Origin of the sequence: Novosphingobium sp. AAP93, assembly GCF_001296055.1 — a bacterium.
Lineage (GTDB): Bacteria > Pseudomonadota > Alphaproteobacteria > Sphingomonadales > Sphingomonadaceae > Novosphingobium.
Window position 1 is genome coordinate 36,013 of record NZ_LJHZ01000017.1, and the last position, 15,244, is coordinate 51,256.

Sequence of the window (15,244 nt, forward strand, 5' to 3'; positions counted from 1 at the left end):
TGCCCGTGATGAGCACTTCCGAAATCTTCCTGATCGCGCTGACGATCATCCTTGCCGTGCCTTACGCCTTCTGGCGTCTGCTGCGGACCGACCACTACGCCCCGCTTGTGGTCGTGCAGATCGTCGGCGGGATCATCCTTGGCCCCGGCGTGCTCGGCGCCATGTTCCCCGGCTACTACAGCTTCGTCTTCAACCCGCAGGTCATCGGTGCACTCAACGGTGTCGCGTGGTGGGCGGTGATGATGTTCGTCTTCGCTGCCGGCCTCGAACTCGATCTCGGCGATGCGCTCGAAAACTGGAGCGAGACTGCGATCACCGCCGGCTGCGCGCTCCTCTTTCCGCTCGTCCTCGGCGCGGCGGCGGCCGCCGTGCTGTTGCAGGAACCGGGCTGGATCGGACCCAAGGGCAACTACGGCCAGGCGGTCCTCGGTATCGGCATGGCCTGCGCCGTCACCGCGCTCCCCATCCTCGTCCTGCTGATGGAAAAGCTCGAGATTTTCCGCAGCGCGTTCGGCCAGCGCCTGCTGCGCTACGCCAGTCTCGACGACGTGCTGATCTGGGGTGTCCTCGCGCTGATCCTGTTCGATTGGGAGCGGGTCGGGCGGCAGGGCCTGTTCCTTGCCGGCTTCTCCTTCGCCGCATGGGCCGTGCGCCAGCTCGTTTCGCGCATCGAGGAGAACGACCGCTGGTATGTCAGCCTCGTCTGGCTATCCGCCTGCGGCTTCGCGGCGGACTGGTCCGGCCTCCACTTCATGGTCGGCGCCTTCCTCGCGGGCGCGGTGCTCGATGCAAAATGGTACAGCCGCGAACGGCTCGATGGGTTCCGCAGCTTCCTGCTCCTCGCGGTCATGCCGGTGTTCTTCCTCTCCACCGGCCTGCGCACGAATTGGGGCGTCGGCGGTGCGGCGGTGTTCGGGGCGGCGGCACTGTTCCTTGCGGCTGCCGTCATTGGCAAGCTGGTCGGCGTCCATGTTGCGGGCCGCTTGCTCGGCTGGCAGAAGGGCGAGGCGGCGGTGATCGGCTGGATGCTCCAGACCAAGGCACTGATCATGATCATCTTCGTCAACGTCCTGCTCGACAAGCAGATCATCACCGCGGAAACCTTCACGGCGATGCTGCTCATGGCGGTTGCCAGCACGATGTTGACCGTGCCCAACGTTCGCCCGCGTCTGGCCAAACTTGGCCTCGGGGCCGGGCAGGGGTGAGGGGCTGGCACAGCCTTTTCGCGGCACTGCTGCTGATTCCGGTCGCGACGGTGCCGGCACAGGCGCAGCGGCTTTATTCCGCCACCGTCGCGGTCGCGTTCGATCGACAGGCCTTGCGTCCGGTGCTGGTCGAAGGCACCGCGGACCAGACCTCCGGCCGTCCCGTCTCGGTCGATGATCCCGTCCGCATCGCCTCGATTTCCAAGCTCGTCACCACGCTTGGCGTGCTGCGGCTGGTCGATGCCGGCGTGCTCGATCTTGATCGCGACGTGTCGGATTACCTCCACTGGCCGCTGCGCCACCCGCAGTTCCCGGATCGCCCGATCACCTTGCGCCTGCTCCTCTCGCACCGCTCGGGCCTCACCGACGGAGCGGACTACATCATCCCCCTGGGCGAAACGATCCGCCAGCGCCTTGCCGATCCGCGCGCCTGGGATCCGCAGCACGGACCTGGTGATGATTGGTTCCACTATACCAACCTCAACTTCCCCGTTGTCGCCTCGGTGATGGAAGCCGCCACCGGCGAGCGCTTTGACCGCCTGATGCAGGACCTCGTGATGAAGCCGCTCGGGCTTTCGGCCTGCTACAACTGGTCCGGCTGCAACGGCGCCGCAGCGGCAAGCGCAGTGGTGCTCTACCGTCCGGATGGCAGCGTCGCGCGCGATGATCTCAAGGGCGCGCTGCCGGCTTGTCCCGTCGTCGTGAACGCCGGGCAACCCTGCAACCTTGATGCCTACACCCCGGGTTGGAACGGCGCGCTGTTCTCGCCGCAGGGCGGCCTGCGGATATCGATGAACGATCTCGCCCGCATCGGCCGGATGCTAGCGCGTGGGGGACGAGGGTTTCTCTCGCCCGCGAGCTACGCCGCGCTCGTCACCCCGCGGTGGCGCTTCAACGGCCGCAACGGCGTGGGGGAGTATGGCGAGCCCGACGGTTTCTTCTGCGCCTACGGACTTGGTCTCCAACTGATCGGCAACCGCATGCAAGGCTGCCACGATGATCCCTTCGGCGACGGCGTTGCTCGGATCGGCCACCCCGGCGAAGCCTATGCCCTGCGCTCCGGCCTCTGGCTCGACCCGAAGACGGGACGTGGCATCGCCTTCTTCACCACCGCCGTCCCTGACGAAGGCGGCAAGGGCAAAAGCGCTTTCTCCGCTGCCGAAGAGGATGTGCTGCAAAGAGCCCGTTAAGCGCTGGGTGCTATAGGCTGCCGCAATGGATGCCATGCTGCTTCTCGTTGCCCTCGCGGCCTATCTTGCGCTGGTCTACTGCCTGTTTCGCGCTCTGCAGCTGTTCGGCAGCTGGCGACCTGCCGCCGCCCTGGTCTGGCGCAGCGACTACACCGATGCCCAGCGGAACGACGATTTCTGGTCGTTCGGCTCCACGTTCGGCACATTGCGCGGCTTCGACTGGCGCGATGGCCAGCATGCCCGCCTGATCGAGGACGAGATCCGCTTCACCACCACCAGCGGCCACGAACAGCGCGCCCTTGTGCAGCGCCGCGTCCGGCGGGGATGTACGCCCTCCTCCAGCTATATCGTCTGGTACGATCCCGCCGCCCCGGCCAAGGTGACCGCGCAGGGGCCCGGGTTCTGGCTGCTGCACGCGCTGCTGCTGCTGGTCCTGATCGGGCTGCTGATCCAGATGTGGAACCGCCTCGGGGTCACTCTCTGAACCTGTCCACCGCTTATGCGGAATCGGCCCCATCTGCACTTTTCCTGAGGGGCCGCCCTCTGCCATAGCGGCGGCGTGTACGCCCTCTCTGCCTCCTCCTCTGCAGATGCTCTTGCCGCCCTCTCGCGCGTGTTCGGTTTCGCGAGCTTCCGCGGGGTGCAGGAGCAAGTGGTCAGTCGTGTGCTGGCGGGGCAATCGACGCTGGCGGTCATGCCTACGGGCGCGGGCAAGTCGCTCACCTATCAGCTCCCCGCCGCCATGCTGCCGGGCACCTGCGTCGTGGTCTCGCCGCTCATCGCGCTGATGCACGACCAACTCCGCTCCGCCAACGCCAACGGCCTCGCCGCCGCCGCGCTCACCAGTGTCGATATGGACCGCGAGCAGACCATCGAGCGCTTCCGCCAAGGCCAGCTCGATCTGCTCTACGTTGCTCCCGAGCGCGCCAGCCAGCCCCATTTCCGCGAACTGCTCACCCGTGCCCCCCTCGCGCTTTTTGCCATCGACGAAGCGCATTGCGTCTCCGAATGGGGCCACGATTTTCGCCCCGACTATCGCCTGCTGCGCCCGCTGCTCGACAGTTTCCCGGATGTGCCCCGCCTCGCGCTCACGGCCACGGCAGACCGGCACACCCGCGCCGATATCCTCGCGCAGCTCGGCATCCCGGACGAGGGCCTCGTCATTGCCGGGTTCGACCGGCCCAACATCCGCTACCGCATCACCCCGCGCGACAATGCGCTGCGCCAGCTGAAAGCCTTGCTCGCCGAACAGCGCGGCCCCGGCATTGTCTATGCGCCGACGCGGAACGGCGTCGAGAAGCTGGCCGCGCAACTGGCTGAAGGGGGGCGCCGCGTGCTGGCCTACCACGCGGGCCTCCCTGCAGACGTCCGCGCCGCCAACCAGGCCGCCTTCGTCGCCAGCGAAGACATGGTGATGGTCGCCACCGTCGCCTTCGGCATGGGGATCGACAAGCCCGACGTGCGTTTCGTCGCTCACGCCGGCCTGCCCAAGTCGATCGAGGGCTACTATCAGGAAACCGGCCGCGCCGGCCGCGACGGGGATGATGCCGTCGCGCTGATGCTCTGGGGCGCCGACGATTTTGCCCGCGCCCGCATGCGCATCAGCGAGGTCGAGGAGCACCGCCAGCCGAGCGAACGCGCCCGGCTCGATGCTCTCGCCAACCTCGTCGAAACGCCGACCTGCCGCCGCGCCGTCCTCCTGCGCCACTTCGGCGAGCATCCGCCCGAGACTTGCGGCAATTGCGACAACTGCCTCCACGCACCGGGGGTGACAGATGCGACGCAGCTCGCCCGCAAGCTCCTTTCCGCCGTCTACCGCACCGGGCAGATGTTCGGCCTCGGCTACCTCGAAAAGGTCCTCACCGGCGCGGCGGATGAACGCGTCACGGACCGGGGCCACGATCAGCTTTCGGTCTTCGGCATTGTCCCCGGTGAGGAAGCGCCCCTCTTGCGCCCCGTCGCCCGCGCGCTGCAGGCCCGCGGCACGCTCGTCACCAACGAGCACGGCGGCTTCATGCTCGGCGGCGATGCCCGCGCGCTCTTGAAGGGCGAAGGCCGCCTCGATCTCGTTGTAGCGCCCAAGGCTGAACGCACATCGCGTCGCCGCCGGGGCGGGGAGGTCGAGGTCAATCCCGTCGGCGATCCGCTCTTCGAGGCCCTGCGCGCGCTCCGCCGCGAGATCGCGCAGGAAGCCGGTGTGCCGCCCTACGTCATCTTCCACGATTCCGTCCTGCGCGACATGGCCACGCGGCGGCCTGCCACGCTTCAGGAGTTGGGCCAGATCGGCGGCGTCGGTGCGCGCAAGCTGGAAGCCTATGGGGATCGGTTCCTGCAGGAAATCCGAGGGTATTGAGCCGGTTCAGAACGGCACCCGCGCCCCATCCCATGCAAACAGCCCCCCGCTGTCCGCCGGCGTAAGCCCGTCCAGCACCCCCAGCAGCGCTCCCGCCGAAAACGCCGGCGTAAACAGCTTGCCCTCGGCCACCCCGCGCTGGAACGGGGCCGAAAGCGCGGTGTCCACCGTCCCCGGATGCAAGGTCACCGCCACGGCCTGCGGGTGCGTCCGCGCCAGTTCGAGCGCGAGGTTCTTCACCAGCATGTTGAGCGCCGCCTTGCTCATCCGGTAGGCATGCCAGCCCCCCAGCCGGTTGTCCGAAATCGAACCCACCCGCGCCGAAATCACCGCAAACACCGCGCGCCCGTCACGCCGCAGCAGCGGCAACGCATGCTTGGCGATGAGTGCCGGGCCGATGGTGTTGACGGCGAAGAGTTCAGCCATCCCGTCGCCGCTCAACGCACGGTACGACTTCTCCGGGCCAGTCCCGTCCATCCGCGTCAACCGGCCCGTCGCGATCAGCACCAGATCGAGCGGTCCGCCGATCCCGGCGCAGGCCGCCGCTATGCTGGCCTCGTCCGTGAGATCGAAGGCAAAGGGCCGCAGCTTTTCTCCAATCGGCGCCTGCCCCCCACGCGATCCGGCATGCACTTCGCCCACATCGCCGCGCGCAGCCAGCGTTTCGACGAGCGCCCGGCCAATGCCGCCGGAGGCTCCAAAGACAGCGCAGCGCAAGGGCGGGGAGGGTGCATTCATCGTCCCGGCTTGGCCTTCCCCGCCGCTCGTGTCGAGCAGGCCCAAAAGGCATGCGCTGTATTATCCCGCCAATACAGCTTGCGAAGCGGCACCGGGCACGCCACATTGCGTCTACAATCGCCCACCCGGGAATGAGACGTCACGCCATGGCCAGCCAATCGACCGATACTGTTTCGCCGATCACTCTCACCCCGCCGGATCCCGTGCCCGTGGTCGCGCCCACGCAGGCCGCCGGGCTGGTGCCGGTCACGGACGACACCAAGTCCAAGCTTGAAGCCCGCGCCGAAGCCTTCGTCGCGGATCTCGTCGCGCAGGACGCCGCAAGCCCCGAATTCGGCAAGCGCGTCGATCAGCTTTCCAACATGGGCCGCAAGGAAATCGCGGCGGCGGCGGGCATGTCGAACCGCTTCCTTGACCGGCCGGTGCGCGCGATGGACAAGGATTCGGGTGTCGGCGCCGATCTCGCCGCGCTGCGCCGCACGGTGGAAGAGCTTGATCCGGGCCGGCAGGGCAATCTTTCCGCGCCCCGCAAGATCCTCGGCATCATCCCCTTCGGCAACAAGCTGAAGAATTACTTCGACAGCTACACATCCTCGCAAGGCCACATCAAGGCGATCCTCGACCGCCTCGCCTCGGGCAAGGACGAGCTCCTGATGGACAACGCCGCGATCGACGTCGAGCGCGGCAAGTTGTGGGAGGCCATGGGCAATCTCGAGCAGATGATCCACATCTCCAAGGTGCTCGACCAGAAGCTGGAAGACGCGGCAAACGATCTTGACCATACCGATCCCGCCAAGGCCAAGGCGATCCGCGAGTCCGCGCTGTTCTACACGCGCCAACGCACGCAGGATCTGCTGACGCAGATGGCCGTGACCGTGCAGGGCTACCTTGCGCTCGATCTGGTCAAGAAGAACAACGTCGAACTGGTTAAGGGCGTCGACCGTGCCGGCACGACCACCGTCGCCGCGCTGCGCACCGCGGTCACCGTCGCGCAGGCGATGACCAACCAGCGCCTCGTCCTTTCGCAGATCACCGCGCTCAACACGACGACCGCGAACATCATCGATTCCACCGGCAAGCTGCTGCGCGAGCAGACCGGCAAGATTCACGAAATGGCCGCGTCGAGCACGATCCCGCTCGAAACCCTCCAGCGCGCCTTCCAGAACATCTATGAGACGATGGACACCATCGACACGTTCAAGCTCAAGGCATTGGAAGCGATGAAGCAGACGGTCGACACGCTCTCGGGCGAAGTCGAGAAGTCCAAGGGTTATATCGCCCGCGCGGAAGGCGCATCGCAGGCCAAGCTGGAAGGCGGCGCCACGTCACCGCTGCTGAGCCTCGAAGGCTGACCTTCCCATGGCGGAGACCGCGAGCGACAGCAGCCGCATCCTCGCCGAAGCGCGCGCCAGCCTGCAGCGCCAGCAGGCGGGCGGGCGGCGCGTGGGCGGCAAGTCCATCGGTCGGCGATCGGCCGAACTGAAGCGCCTGCACATGCTGCGCAAGGCCGCGCGCATGGCCTTTGCGGTAATGGGTATCCTGTTCGCCGCGCTCGTCACCGGCCTCGTGATCGATGGCATCGGCTTCACCGGTATTGTCGTCACCTTCCTTGCCATCGTTGCCGCGCTCACCCTGCTCGGCACTTTCCCGCGCATGAAAGTGCCCGAACTCGGCATGCTCAACCGGGGCGACGTCCGCTCGATGGTCGCCCGGACCGAGCTCTGGCTCGAAGCCCAGCGGCCAGCACTCCCGGCTCCTGCGGTGAACCTTATCGACCAGATCGGCGTCCAGCTCGATGGCCTCGGCGTCCAGCTGGAAGGCGTCGATCCCGCCGAACCCGCCGTGGCCGAAGTGCGCAAGCTGGTGGGCGAACACTTGCCAGGGATGGTCGAAAGCTATCGCCGCATCCCCGCAAACTTGCGCCGCGAACAGCGTGACGGGCGGACGGCCGATCAGCAGCTCGCCGACGGCCTCGGCAAGATCAGCCAGGAAATCGATGCTGTCACCCGCCAACTTGCCGCCGGCGATCTCGATGCGCTGGCGGTGCGCGGACGGTTCCTCGATTACAAGTACGGCGACGGGCTGGAGCAGGCCGCACCCCAACTGACAGCACCCAAAACGGAAAGCTGATGCGCGTCTCGATCCCCCACACCCTCGGCAAGGACGAACTGCGCCGCCGCATAACCGCGCGGCTGGGGCAGGCGGAAGACAAGGCCAAGGGCATGCTTGGCAGCCTCGCCACCGTCGAAACCAGCTGGGCCGACGAAGACACGCTGGCTCTCGTCGTCAGCGCAATGGGCTACACGATCCCCTGCAGCGCGACGGTCACCGAAGCCTCGCTCGATTTCGAAGTCGAGATCCCCGCCGGTGCAGGCTTCGCTCGGCGGATGATCGAAAGCGCCGTGCGCGAGAAGGGCGAGAAACTGGTCGGCTAAGGGACTGCAATCAAGCAGGCCCAGATACGAGACCGCTCACCCCGAGCTTGTCGAAGAGTGCTGGCGCAACCGCTGGACACGATGCTTCGACAAGCTCAGCATGAGCGGGTGTTGGGCAAAGTCCGAAGCTGGATTCGCCCGCCGCCTCACGCCGCCAGGCTGTAAGGCTCTATCTCGCCGCTCAGATACTGCTTTTTCGCCTTCGCGCGGCTGAGTTTGCCCGAGCTGGTGCGCGGCAGCGTGCGCGGCGGCACGAGTTCGATCACGCAATTCATGCCGGTGATCGCGCGAACCTTGTCGCGGATCGCCTCGCGCAGCTTTACGCGCTCTTCGGGATCGGAAACGCGGCAGTGGACGAGCACCGCTGGGGTTTCCTCGCCGCTTTCCGTCTCCACCGAGAACGCGGCAATATCGCCCTGGTGGAAGCCGGGCAGTTGCTCCACCGCCCACTCGATATCCTGCGGCCAGTGGTTCTTGCCGTTGATGATGATCATGTCCTTCGCCCGGCCGACGATGAACAGGTAGCCCTCCTCGTTGAGGTAGCCCATGTCGCCGGTATCGAGCCAGCCGCCCACCAGGCAGGCCTCGGTCGCTTCCGGATCCCGGAAGTAGGAGTGCATCACTGAAGTGCCGCGGCACCACACCTTGCCGATATGGTGGTGGGCGAGCGCCTCGCCATGCTCGCCGCGCACCTGAACTTCCATGCCGCGCACGGGCACGCCGCAGTTGACGATCGCGCGGTAGCGGGCCGGGCGCGAAAGATCGCGCGGCGTGCCGGAAAGGCGCTCTTCCTCGACGAGTTCGACGCGGATGCCTTCGCCCGGCGGCATCAGCGTGACAGCAAGGGTCGCCTCGGCAAGACCATAGCTCGGCAGGAACGCGCTTGCCTTGAAGCCCGCGTCGGCGAAGGCGTTGACGAAGCTCTGCATCACATCGGGCCGGATCATGTCCGCGCCGTTGCCCGCCACGCGCCAGCGCGACAGGTCGAAGCGCTCGGCCACGTTGCTCTGGCTCGAGATGCGGCGGGCACAGATGTCGTAGCCGAAGGTCGGCGAATAGGAGAGCGTGGTGCCCTTGTTGCGGCTGATGAGGTCGAGCCACGCCAGCGGACGCCGCGCGAAATCCTCGGTCTTGAGGTAGTCGGCCGAGACCTGGTTGGCGATCAGCGAGAGGAAGCAGCCGACAAGGCCCATGTCGTGGTACCACGGCAGCCAGCTCACCGCGCGGTCGCCGGGCTGGAACGACATGCCGTTGGAATGGCCGGCAAGGTTCGCCAGCAGCGCGCGGTGGGTTACGGCGACGCCGTGCGGGAAGCGGGTCGAGCCGCTTGAATACTGGAGATAGGAAATCGCGTCCGGATCGGGCGTCGGCAGCGGCGCGTCCGACGGTTCGGCAGCGGCGGCGAACTCCAGCCAGGTCAAGCCCTTGCAGCCGCAGCGCTCAGCCGCCGCCGCGCAAATCGCAGCAATCTCGTCGGGGTAGACGAGCATGGCCGGGTCCGAGCTGGTGATCTGCACGACCAGCTGGTCGATATAGTTCTCCTTGCCGCCGAAGCTGGTCGGCAACGGCAGCGGCACCGGCCAGGCGCCGGCATACATCGCGCCGCAGAACAGCGCGGCGAAATCGGGGCCGGTCTCGGCGATCAGGGCAATGCGGTCGCCCGGCTGCACACCCATCGCGATCAGCCGGCGCGCGGCGACCAGCGCATCGGCGCGCAGTTCGGCATAGGGATAGACGCGGGCCAGCGTGCCGCGCGCGTCGTGGAAATTCAGCCCGCAGGCGCCTTCCGCAGCGAAGTCGAGCGCATCGCAGAAGGTGCTGAAATCGGCGAACCGACGCGGACGCCCATCATCGTTGGGCGTAGGAACCAGAGCGGCCTTGGTGGCGGCTTCCAGGACAGTCATGCGTTACCCCGTTTATTGGTCTGGTTGCTTGCGAAATGGGGCCAAAACGGCCTGTTCCGTACCCGCAGCAACTTGCGGGATGTTCCCATTTAGCCGGGACTGTGGCACGAATGTGGCATGTCGTTAACGAGTTCTGGACGCGCGTCGGGCCGAGCCGGCGGGACGCGGCAGAAAAGCCTTCCGCCTCCGCTGGATAGCCCCGCACTCGATGCGCTGGCGCTGACCTATGTAGCCCGGTTTGCGACAAGTTCAGGGCGCCTTTCGACGTACCTCAAGCGCAAGTTGCGCGAGCGCGGCTGGGCGGAGGAGGTCCCGCCGGATGTCGCTGCCGTTGTCGCACGCATGACGGAGCGGCGCTATGTCGACGATGCTGCCTATGCCGCTGCCAAGGGCGAGGGGCTCAGGCGGCGCGGCTATGGCGCGCGGCGGATCGAGACCGCGCTGGACCATGACGGGATCGCCGCACCCTTGCGCGCCGCCGCACGCGGGAGCGAGACCGAGCGCCGCCATGCCGTCATGGCCTTCGCCCGGCGCAAGCGGTTCTGGCCCTATTCAGCTGAACCCTGCCTTGATCCTGCCGTGCGCCGCAAACACCTCGCGGCCTACCTTCGCGCGGGGCATGGGCTTGACCATGTGCGCCGGGTAATGGATGCGCGGGACCTTGATGACCTCGAAGAATGGGCTGACGAACATGCCGAAGACGATCTGGAATAGGGCCGCCAGCCTTGCGCTGCTGATCGCCGCAGTCGGCTGCTCGCCGCTTGCTGCCGGATCGACGAATGCGCAGGGGACGGCGACCACCGCCGCCACCGTGCAGTCCGCCGTTCATCCGGTCTCGGGGCTCAAGGTCATTCCGCTGACCGTGACCACCGCCAGCGGCCCGCACGTGTTCAAGGTGGAAGTCGCCGCCAGCCCCGCAGAGCAGGAACGCGGGCTGATGTTCCGTACCGCGATGGGCGCGGACGAGGGCATGATCTTTCCGATGGACCCGCCCCGTCCCGCCGCCTTCTGGATGAAGAACACGGTGATCCCGCTCGACATCATCTTCGTCGGCGCGGACCACAAGGTGCTCAACATTGCCGCGAATGCCGTGCCCTATGACCTTGAGCCGCTCCCTGCGTTCGGCAATGCGGCAGGTGTTCTGGAGCTCAATGGCGGGCGCGCGGCGCAGATCGGCCTGAAGCCGGGTGATTCGGTCACCTGGTAAGTCAGGCGCTCTGCCAGGGTAGCAGAACGACTTTCCCGCCCAGCCCGCCTTTGTCGATCCGCCGGTGCACATCGGCGGCGGCGACGAGCGGCAGGCGGTCCGCGACGACTGGCTTGATGCGCCCTTCCTTGAGGCAATTCAGCAGCTTGGCCATGTCGTCGGCGAACTGTGCAGGATGCGCCTTGCGCCGGTCGGTAATCGAATACCACACCGCGCGCCGCCCACCGAACAGCGGACTGAGCGCCGACCACAGCTTGAGGCGCAGCAGACCCAGCCCCGCCGCGATCAGGCTCTCACCGCCCGTCGCCATGGTCTGCGAGCCATAGCCGACCAGCACGCCGCCCTTGGCCAGCGCGGCGAACGAGCGCTTGAAATGCGCGCCGCCGATCGCATCGAACGCCGCGTCCACCCCGCGCCCGCCGGTGGCCTGCAGCACGGCAGCGGTGAAATCGCCCGCGCGATAGTCGATGGCCTGCGCGCCATAGCTCTCGACCACGCCCATGTTCGCTGCTGAACAGGTGCCGATCGCGCTGAGGCCCATCGCCCGCGCCAGATCGAGCAGTGCCGTGCCGACCGATCCCGACGCCCCGATCACCAGGATCGTCGCGCCAGCTTCGATTGCGGCGGCGCGCGACAGCATCTGGTATGCGGTCATGTAGGCCAGTGGCAGGCATACCGCTTCGGCGGGATCGATGCCCTCGGGTACCGGCACCAGCGAACTCGCAGGCCGCAGTGCATACTGCGTGTAGCCGCCCACCACGCTCATGTCCGCGACCATCGTCCCGACCGCCGGACCCGTCACGCCCTCGCCCAATGCATCGACCACGCCGACCAGATCATACCCGGGCGTGAACGGCAGCGGCCCCTTGAAATCGGGATAGCGGCCCATGCGGATGAAGGTGTCGGTAAAGCCGGTTCCCGCCGCCAGCACTTTCACGCGGACCTCACCGGGTCCGGGCACCGGCAGCGTGTCCTCGGTGACCAGCTGGAGGACTTCCGGCCCGCCGAAACGGGCAATCTCGATGTGCTCCCACGCCACGCTATCATCCTGTTGCAACGGGCTTTCCCGCGCAAACTATGAAGACAAGGCCACAATGCAATCCCTTATGCGGTCCCATCGTGCCAGAACGATGCATCGCGTGCTTGCATGGCCCCCCTGTGAGACGCTAAGCGCGCTTTCCATGAGCATCCTCGGCAAGATCTTCACCTGGTGGGACGGCGCCACCTTCGGCACCATGCTCGACAGCGCGCGTAATGGCGTGAAGGTCGGTCAGGATGCGCAGGGCAACACCTATTATCGCGCGCGCAAGCCCTATCCGAAGGGCCACCCCTTCGCCGGGCGCGAACGCCGCTGGGTGATCTACAACGGCCCGAATGACGCGAGCCGCGTGCCTGCCGAATGGCACGGCTGGCTTCATGGCAATTTCGACGGCACGCCCGAAAGCAACCTGCCCCCGGCGCGCATCTGGGAAGTGGACTTCACTCCCAACACCACCGGCACATCTGCCGCCTATCGCCCGCAAGGCGCGCTCGAGCGTGGCGGCAAGCGGGCACGCGCCACCGGCGACTACGAAGCCTGGTCGCCCGAAGGCTGATGCGCCGCCCCTTGTCGCTGAAGCTACCGCTGCTGCTGACGGCCGGCCTGCTTGCCCTGTCGGCCTGTGGCGGCAACAAGAACGCCGAAGCCCCGCCGCCGAACGAGGCGACCCAAGGTGCGGGCCCGGCCGCGAATGCTTCGGGCGTGGTGGAAAACGAGTTCGGCACCCCGGTAAAGGACCGCGTTGCCACGCTCGGCTTCCTCAACAAGCGCAACAACATCACCCAGATCGTCCAGCTGAAGACCGGCGAATCGCGCCGCATCGGCAATGCGATCATCAAGCTAGCCACGTGCGAGCGCACCGCGCCGTGGGAAGACCCGCCGGAAACCGGAGCCTTCGTCCAGCTTTTCGTCGAGGAACGCGCGACGACGCGCGACAAGCTCGCCTGGCACAAGGTCTTCTCGGGCTGGCTGTTCAAGAACTCGCCCGCGCTCAACGTGGTCGAGCACCCCGTCTACGACGTGTGGGTCAAGGACTGCGCGATGAAGTTCCCCGGCGAGGAAGACAGCCCCGCCGCCGCCGCATCGACGAGCAGCGCGGCAAAGCCCGCCGGCAAGCCGCCCGCCGCGCCGGCCACCGAAGCGCCTGCCGCACCCGACGATGTCCCGGCGGATGATTCGCCGCCCGCCTGAGGGCCAAGCGCCGCCTCGAGCATTTCGAGATAGCGCGCCTGAGTGATCTCCACCGCGCCCAGCGAGGCGAGGTGCGGCGTGGTGAACTGGCAGTCGAGCAGCTGCGCACCCGACCGCCGCAAGGCCGCCACCAGCCACGCCAGTGCTACTTTCGAGGCATCGCTCGCCCGGCTGAACATGCTCTCGCCGCAGAAAACCCGGTCGAACCCGACGCCGTAGAGCCCGCCGACAAGCACTTCGGTGCCGCCCGGTCCCGCCTGCCAGGTCTCGATCGAATGGGCATGACCGTGTAAGTGCAATTCGCGGTAGCTCTCGGCGATGCGCAGGCTGATCCAGCTGTCCTCCGCTTCCGCGCGCGGCGCGGCACACGCATCGATCACCGCGTCGAAGGCTTCGTTGCAGGTCACCCGGAACCGCCCGCGGCGCAAGGTGCGCGCGAGGCTGTGCGAAAGGTGGAACCCGCCAAGCGGCAGAATCGCCCGCATCCGCGGCTCGACCCAATAGACTTCGGGATCGTCGCGGCTGTCCGACATCGGGAAAATGCCGGCGCGATAGGCCTGCAGCAGAAGCTCAGGCGGAATGATCGAGGTGTCGTGACGGGACATCTTTGAAGGATTGTTCTTTGGTTGCGCTCCCCGCGTCAACCCACTAAGGGCACTCCTCCGGCACAGGAGTGTAGCTCAGTTGGTAGAGCATCGGTCTCCAAAACCGAGGGCCGGGGGTTCGAGTCCCTCCACTCCTGCCACGTCGTTCCGACAAGGCATTGCCGCTTCCCACAAGTGAGAGTTTGTTCCCCGCCGCGGCGGCTGCCATGGTGCGCGCAACACGTCCCCCTTCCGAAAGCCATCCCATGACCGTCAAAGCCTATGCCGCCGAGGCAGCCGACCAGCCGCTCGGCCCCCATGCCATCGAGCGCCGCGAGGCCGGACCGGACGATGTGGTGATCGAAATCGCTTTCTGCGGCGTGTGCCATTCGGATCTGCACACCGTGCGCGGGGAATGGGGCGGCACGCTCTATCCGTGCGTCCCGGGCCACGAGATCGTCGGCACGGTCAGCGCCGTCGGCAGTGCGGTCACGCGATTCGCACCCGGTGACACGGTCGGCGTCGGCTGCATCGTCGACAGCTGCCGCACCTGTTCGGCCTGCGGCGAAGGACTGGAGCAGTTCTGCGCAAACGGCATGACCGGCACCTACAATTCACCCACCCCCGATGCGCCCGGCCACACCCTTGGCGGCTATTCCGAGCGGATCGTGGTCGATCAGGCCTATGTCCTCGCCATCCGCCATCCGAAGGAACAGCTCGCCGCCGTGGCGCCATTGCTATGCGCCGGGATCACCACATGGTCGCCGCTGCGCCACTGGCAGGCGGGGCCGGGCAAGCGCGTCGGCGTGGTCGGCATCGGCGGCCTTGGCCATATGGCGGTCAAACTCGCCCGCGCATTGGGCGCCGAAGTCACCGCCTTCACCACCAATCCCGCCAAGCGAGACACAATCCTCGCACTAGGCGCGCACCATGTCGTCGTCTCCACCGACAAGGCCGAGATGAAGGCGGCGCGCGAGACGCTCGATCTCATCATCAACACCGTCTCGCACAGCCATGATCTCGATCCCTACCTCCTCACGCTGACGCGCGATGGCACGATGGTCATGGTCGGCGGCCCGGAAAGGCCGCACCCGATGCCCACGCTGTTCCACTTCCTGATGCGCCGCCGCAGCCTCGCCGGCTCACTCATCGGCGGCATCGCGGAAACGCAGGAAATGCTCGATTTCTGCGCCGAACACGGCGTCGTCTCGGATATCGAACTGATCCGCATGGAAGAGATCGAGGGCGCCTACCAGCGCATGCTGAGGAGCGACGTGCGCTACCGCTTCGTGATCGACAACAGCACGCTTTAGTTTGCTGCGCTCACGCGCAGGGCGGCACCAGCCCGCTCCCCCGCCCGGCCACCCAACGGAATTGTACGCTGTGGGTGGCCGGGCG

The 15,244-nt window shown here is 66.8% G+C and carries 15 protein-coding genes, 1 tRNA gene and 1 pseudogene; 13 read left to right on the top strand and 4 right to left on the bottom strand.

Annotated elements, in window-relative coordinates; translation table 11 throughout:
- Positions 1 to 8 precede the first annotated feature (8 nt).
- From IP83_RS03375 to recQ, 4 genes are all read left to right on the top strand, one after another.
- Positions 9 to 1,205, top strand: a complete 1,197-nt coding sequence (locus IP83_RS03375; RefSeq protein WP_054120815.1) for a cation:proton antiporter — start codon at positions 9 to 11, stop codon at positions 1,203 to 1,205.
- Positions 1,202 to 2,395, top strand: a complete 1,194-nt coding sequence (locus IP83_RS03380) for a serine hydrolase (RefSeq protein WP_231624884.1) — start codon at positions 1,202 to 1,204, stop codon at positions 2,393 to 2,395. Before IP83_RS03375 ends, IP83_RS03380 begins: the two co-directional genes overlap by 4 nt.
- Before the next feature lie 34 nt (positions 2,396 to 2,429).
- Positions 2,430 to 2,879, top strand: a complete 450-nt coding sequence (locus IP83_RS03385) for a DUF3592 domain-containing protein (RefSeq protein WP_197274263.1) — start codon at positions 2,430 to 2,432, stop codon at positions 2,877 to 2,879.
- A gap of 75 nt (positions 2,880 to 2,954) precedes the next feature.
- Positions 2,955 to 4,748 carry a DNA helicase RecQ gene (gene recQ, locus IP83_RS03390; protein ID WP_054120801.1) on the top strand — a complete coding sequence of 598 codons (1,794 nt, stop codon included), beginning with the start codon at positions 2,955 to 2,957 and terminating at the stop codon, positions 4,746 to 4,748.
- Positions 4,749 to 4,754: 6 nt separating this feature from the next.
- Here the strand turns inward: recQ and IP83_RS03395 are convergent, their stop codons facing one another.
- On the bottom strand, positions 4,755 to 5,486 hold the full coding sequence (locus IP83_RS03395) for an SDR family NAD(P)-dependent oxidoreductase (RefSeq protein ID WP_197274264.1): 732 nt from the start codon (positions 5,484 to 5,486) through the stop codon (positions 4,755 to 4,757).
- 146 nt (positions 5,487 to 5,632) lie between these two features.
- Here IP83_RS03395 and IP83_RS03400 point away from each other — a divergent pair, with 146 nt between their 5' ends.
- The 3 genes from IP83_RS03400 to IP83_RS03410 are packed head-to-tail and all read left to right on the top strand — an operon-like array spanning position 5,633 to position 7,921.
- A complete protein-coding gene (locus IP83_RS03400) occupies positions 5,633 to 6,838 on the top strand; it encodes a toxic anion resistance protein (protein ID WP_054120802.1) in 1,206 nt (401 codons plus the stop codon).
- A 7-nt stretch (positions 6,839 to 6,845) separates the two neighbouring features.
- On the top strand, positions 6,846 to 7,616 hold the full coding sequence (locus tag IP83_RS03405; protein ID WP_054120803.1) for a hypothetical protein: 771 nt from the start codon (positions 6,846 to 6,848) through the stop codon (positions 7,614 to 7,616).
- Entirely contained in the window at positions 7,616 to 7,921 is a 306-nt protein-coding gene (locus IP83_RS03410; protein ID WP_054120804.1) for a polyhydroxyalkanoic acid system family protein, read from the top strand. Before IP83_RS03405 ends, IP83_RS03410 begins: the two co-directional genes overlap by 1 nt.
- A 146-nt stretch (positions 7,922 to 8,067) precedes the next feature.
- Here IP83_RS03410 and IP83_RS03415 read toward each other — a convergent pair whose 3' ends face one another.
- Positions 8,068 to 9,825 carry a fatty acyl-AMP ligase gene (locus IP83_RS03415; protein ID WP_054120805.1) on the bottom strand — a complete coding sequence of 586 codons (1,758 nt, stop codon included), beginning with the start codon at positions 9,823 to 9,825 and terminating at the stop codon, positions 8,068 to 8,070.
- Between the two features lie 117 nt (positions 9,826 to 9,942).
- On the opposite strand from IP83_RS03415, the gene IP83_RS03420 reads away from it, so the two are divergent.
- Together IP83_RS03420 and IP83_RS03425 are read left to right on the top strand one after the other, a co-directional pair.
- On the top strand, positions 9,943 to 10,539 hold the full coding sequence (locus IP83_RS03420; RefSeq protein WP_072384538.1) for a RecX family transcriptional regulator: 597 nt from the start codon (positions 9,943 to 9,945) through the stop codon (positions 10,537 to 10,539).
- Positions 10,490 to 11,032, top strand: a complete 543-nt coding sequence (locus IP83_RS03425; protein WP_231624885.1) for a DUF192 domain-containing protein — start codon at positions 10,490 to 10,492, stop codon at positions 11,030 to 11,032. Before IP83_RS03420 ends, IP83_RS03425 begins: the two co-directional genes overlap by 50 nt.
- Position 11,033: 1 nt before the next feature.
- Here the strand turns inward: IP83_RS03425 and IP83_RS03430 are convergent, their stop codons facing one another.
- Positions 11,034 to 12,089: a medium chain dehydrogenase/reductase family protein gene (locus tag IP83_RS03430; protein ID WP_082364447.1), complete on the bottom strand. Its 1,056-nt coding sequence runs from the start codon at positions 12,087 to 12,089 to the stop codon at positions 11,034 to 11,036.
- Positions 12,090 to 12,213: 124 nt separating this feature from the next.
- Here IP83_RS03430 and IP83_RS03435 point away from each other — a divergent pair, with 124 nt between their 5' ends.
- Positions 12,214 to 12,627, top strand: coding sequence for an NADH:ubiquinone oxidoreductase subunit NDUFA12 (locus tag IP83_RS03435; protein ID WP_054120808.1), 414 nt, complete (start codon positions 12,214 to 12,216; stop codon positions 12,625 to 12,627).
- Positions 12,627 to 13,049 (top strand): annotated as a pseudogene (locus IP83_RS03440) (DUF2155 domain-containing protein); the annotation flags it as partial. The gene IP83_RS03435 and the pseudogene IP83_RS03440, both read left to right, overlap by 1 nt.
- Positions 13,050 to 13,084: 35 nt before the next feature.
- Here the strand turns inward: IP83_RS03440 and aat are convergent.
- A complete protein-coding gene (gene aat, locus IP83_RS19470) occupies positions 13,085 to 13,867 on the bottom strand; it encodes a leucyl/phenylalanyl-tRNA--protein transferase (RefSeq protein ID WP_197274265.1) in 783 nt (260 codons plus the stop codon).
- A 64-nt stretch (positions 13,868 to 13,931) separates the two neighbouring features.
- On the opposite strand from aat, the gene IP83_RS03450 reads away from it, so the two are divergent.
- Both IP83_RS03450 and IP83_RS03455 read left to right on the top strand, forming a co-directional pair.
- A tRNA-Trp gene (locus tag IP83_RS03450) sits at positions 13,932 to 14,007 on the top strand.
- A gap of 105 nt (positions 14,008 to 14,112) precedes the next feature.
- Positions 14,113 to 15,159 (top strand): NAD(P)-dependent alcohol dehydrogenase, encoded by a 1,047-nt coding sequence (locus IP83_RS03455; protein ID WP_054120811.1) that lies wholly within the window; start codon positions 14,113 to 14,115, stop codon positions 15,157 to 15,159.
- The last annotated feature ends 85 nt before the right edge of the window (positions 15,160 to 15,244 follow it).

Excerpts from the sequence above, each read along its gene's own strand:
- IP83_RS03405 (WP_054120803.1), top strand. The coding sequence starts at position 6,846 with ATGGCGGAGACCGCGAGCGACAGCAGCCGCATCCTCGCCGAAGCGCGC.
- IP83_RS03400 (WP_054120802.1), top strand. The coding sequence starts at position 5,633 with ATGGCCAGCCAATCGACCGATACTGTTTCGCCGATCACTCTCACCCCG.
- IP83_RS03410 (WP_054120804.1), top strand. The coding sequence starts at position 7,616 with ATGCGCGTCTCGATCCCCCACACCCTCGGCAAGGACGAACTGCGCCGC.
- IP83_RS03385 (WP_197274263.1), top strand. The coding sequence starts at position 2,430 with ATGCTGCTTCTCGTTGCCCTCGCGGCCTATCTTGCGCTGGTCTACTGC.
- IP83_RS03425 (WP_231624885.1), top strand. The coding sequence starts at position 10,490 with ATGACCTCGAAGAATGGGCTGACGAACATGCCGAAGACGATCTGGAAT.
- IP83_RS03395 (WP_197274264.1), bottom strand. The coding sequence starts at position 5,486 with ATGAATGCACCCTCCCCGCCCTTGCGCTGCGCTGTCTTTGGAGCCTCC.
- IP83_RS03375 (WP_054120815.1), top strand. The coding sequence starts at position 9 with ATGAGCACTTCCGAAATCTTCCTGATCGCGCTGACGATCATCCTTGCC.
- aat (WP_197274265.1), bottom strand. The coding sequence starts at position 13,867 with ATGTCCCGTCACGACACCTCGATCATTCCGCCTGAGCTTCTGCTGCAG.
- IP83_RS03415 (WP_054120805.1), bottom strand. The coding sequence starts at position 9,825 with ATGACTGTCCTGGAAGCCGCCACCAAGGCCGCTCTGGTTCCTACGCCC.
- IP83_RS03435 (WP_054120808.1), top strand. The coding sequence starts at position 12,214 with ATGAGCATCCTCGGCAAGATCTTCACCTGGTGGGACGGCGCCACCTTC.
- IP83_RS03455 (WP_054120811.1), top strand. The coding sequence starts at position 14,113 with ATGACCGTCAAAGCCTATGCCGCCGAGGCAGCCGACCAGCCGCTCGGC.
- IP83_RS03420 (WP_072384538.1), top strand. The coding sequence starts at position 9,943 with ATGTCGTTAACGAGTTCTGGACGCGCGTCGGGCCGAGCCGGCGGGACG.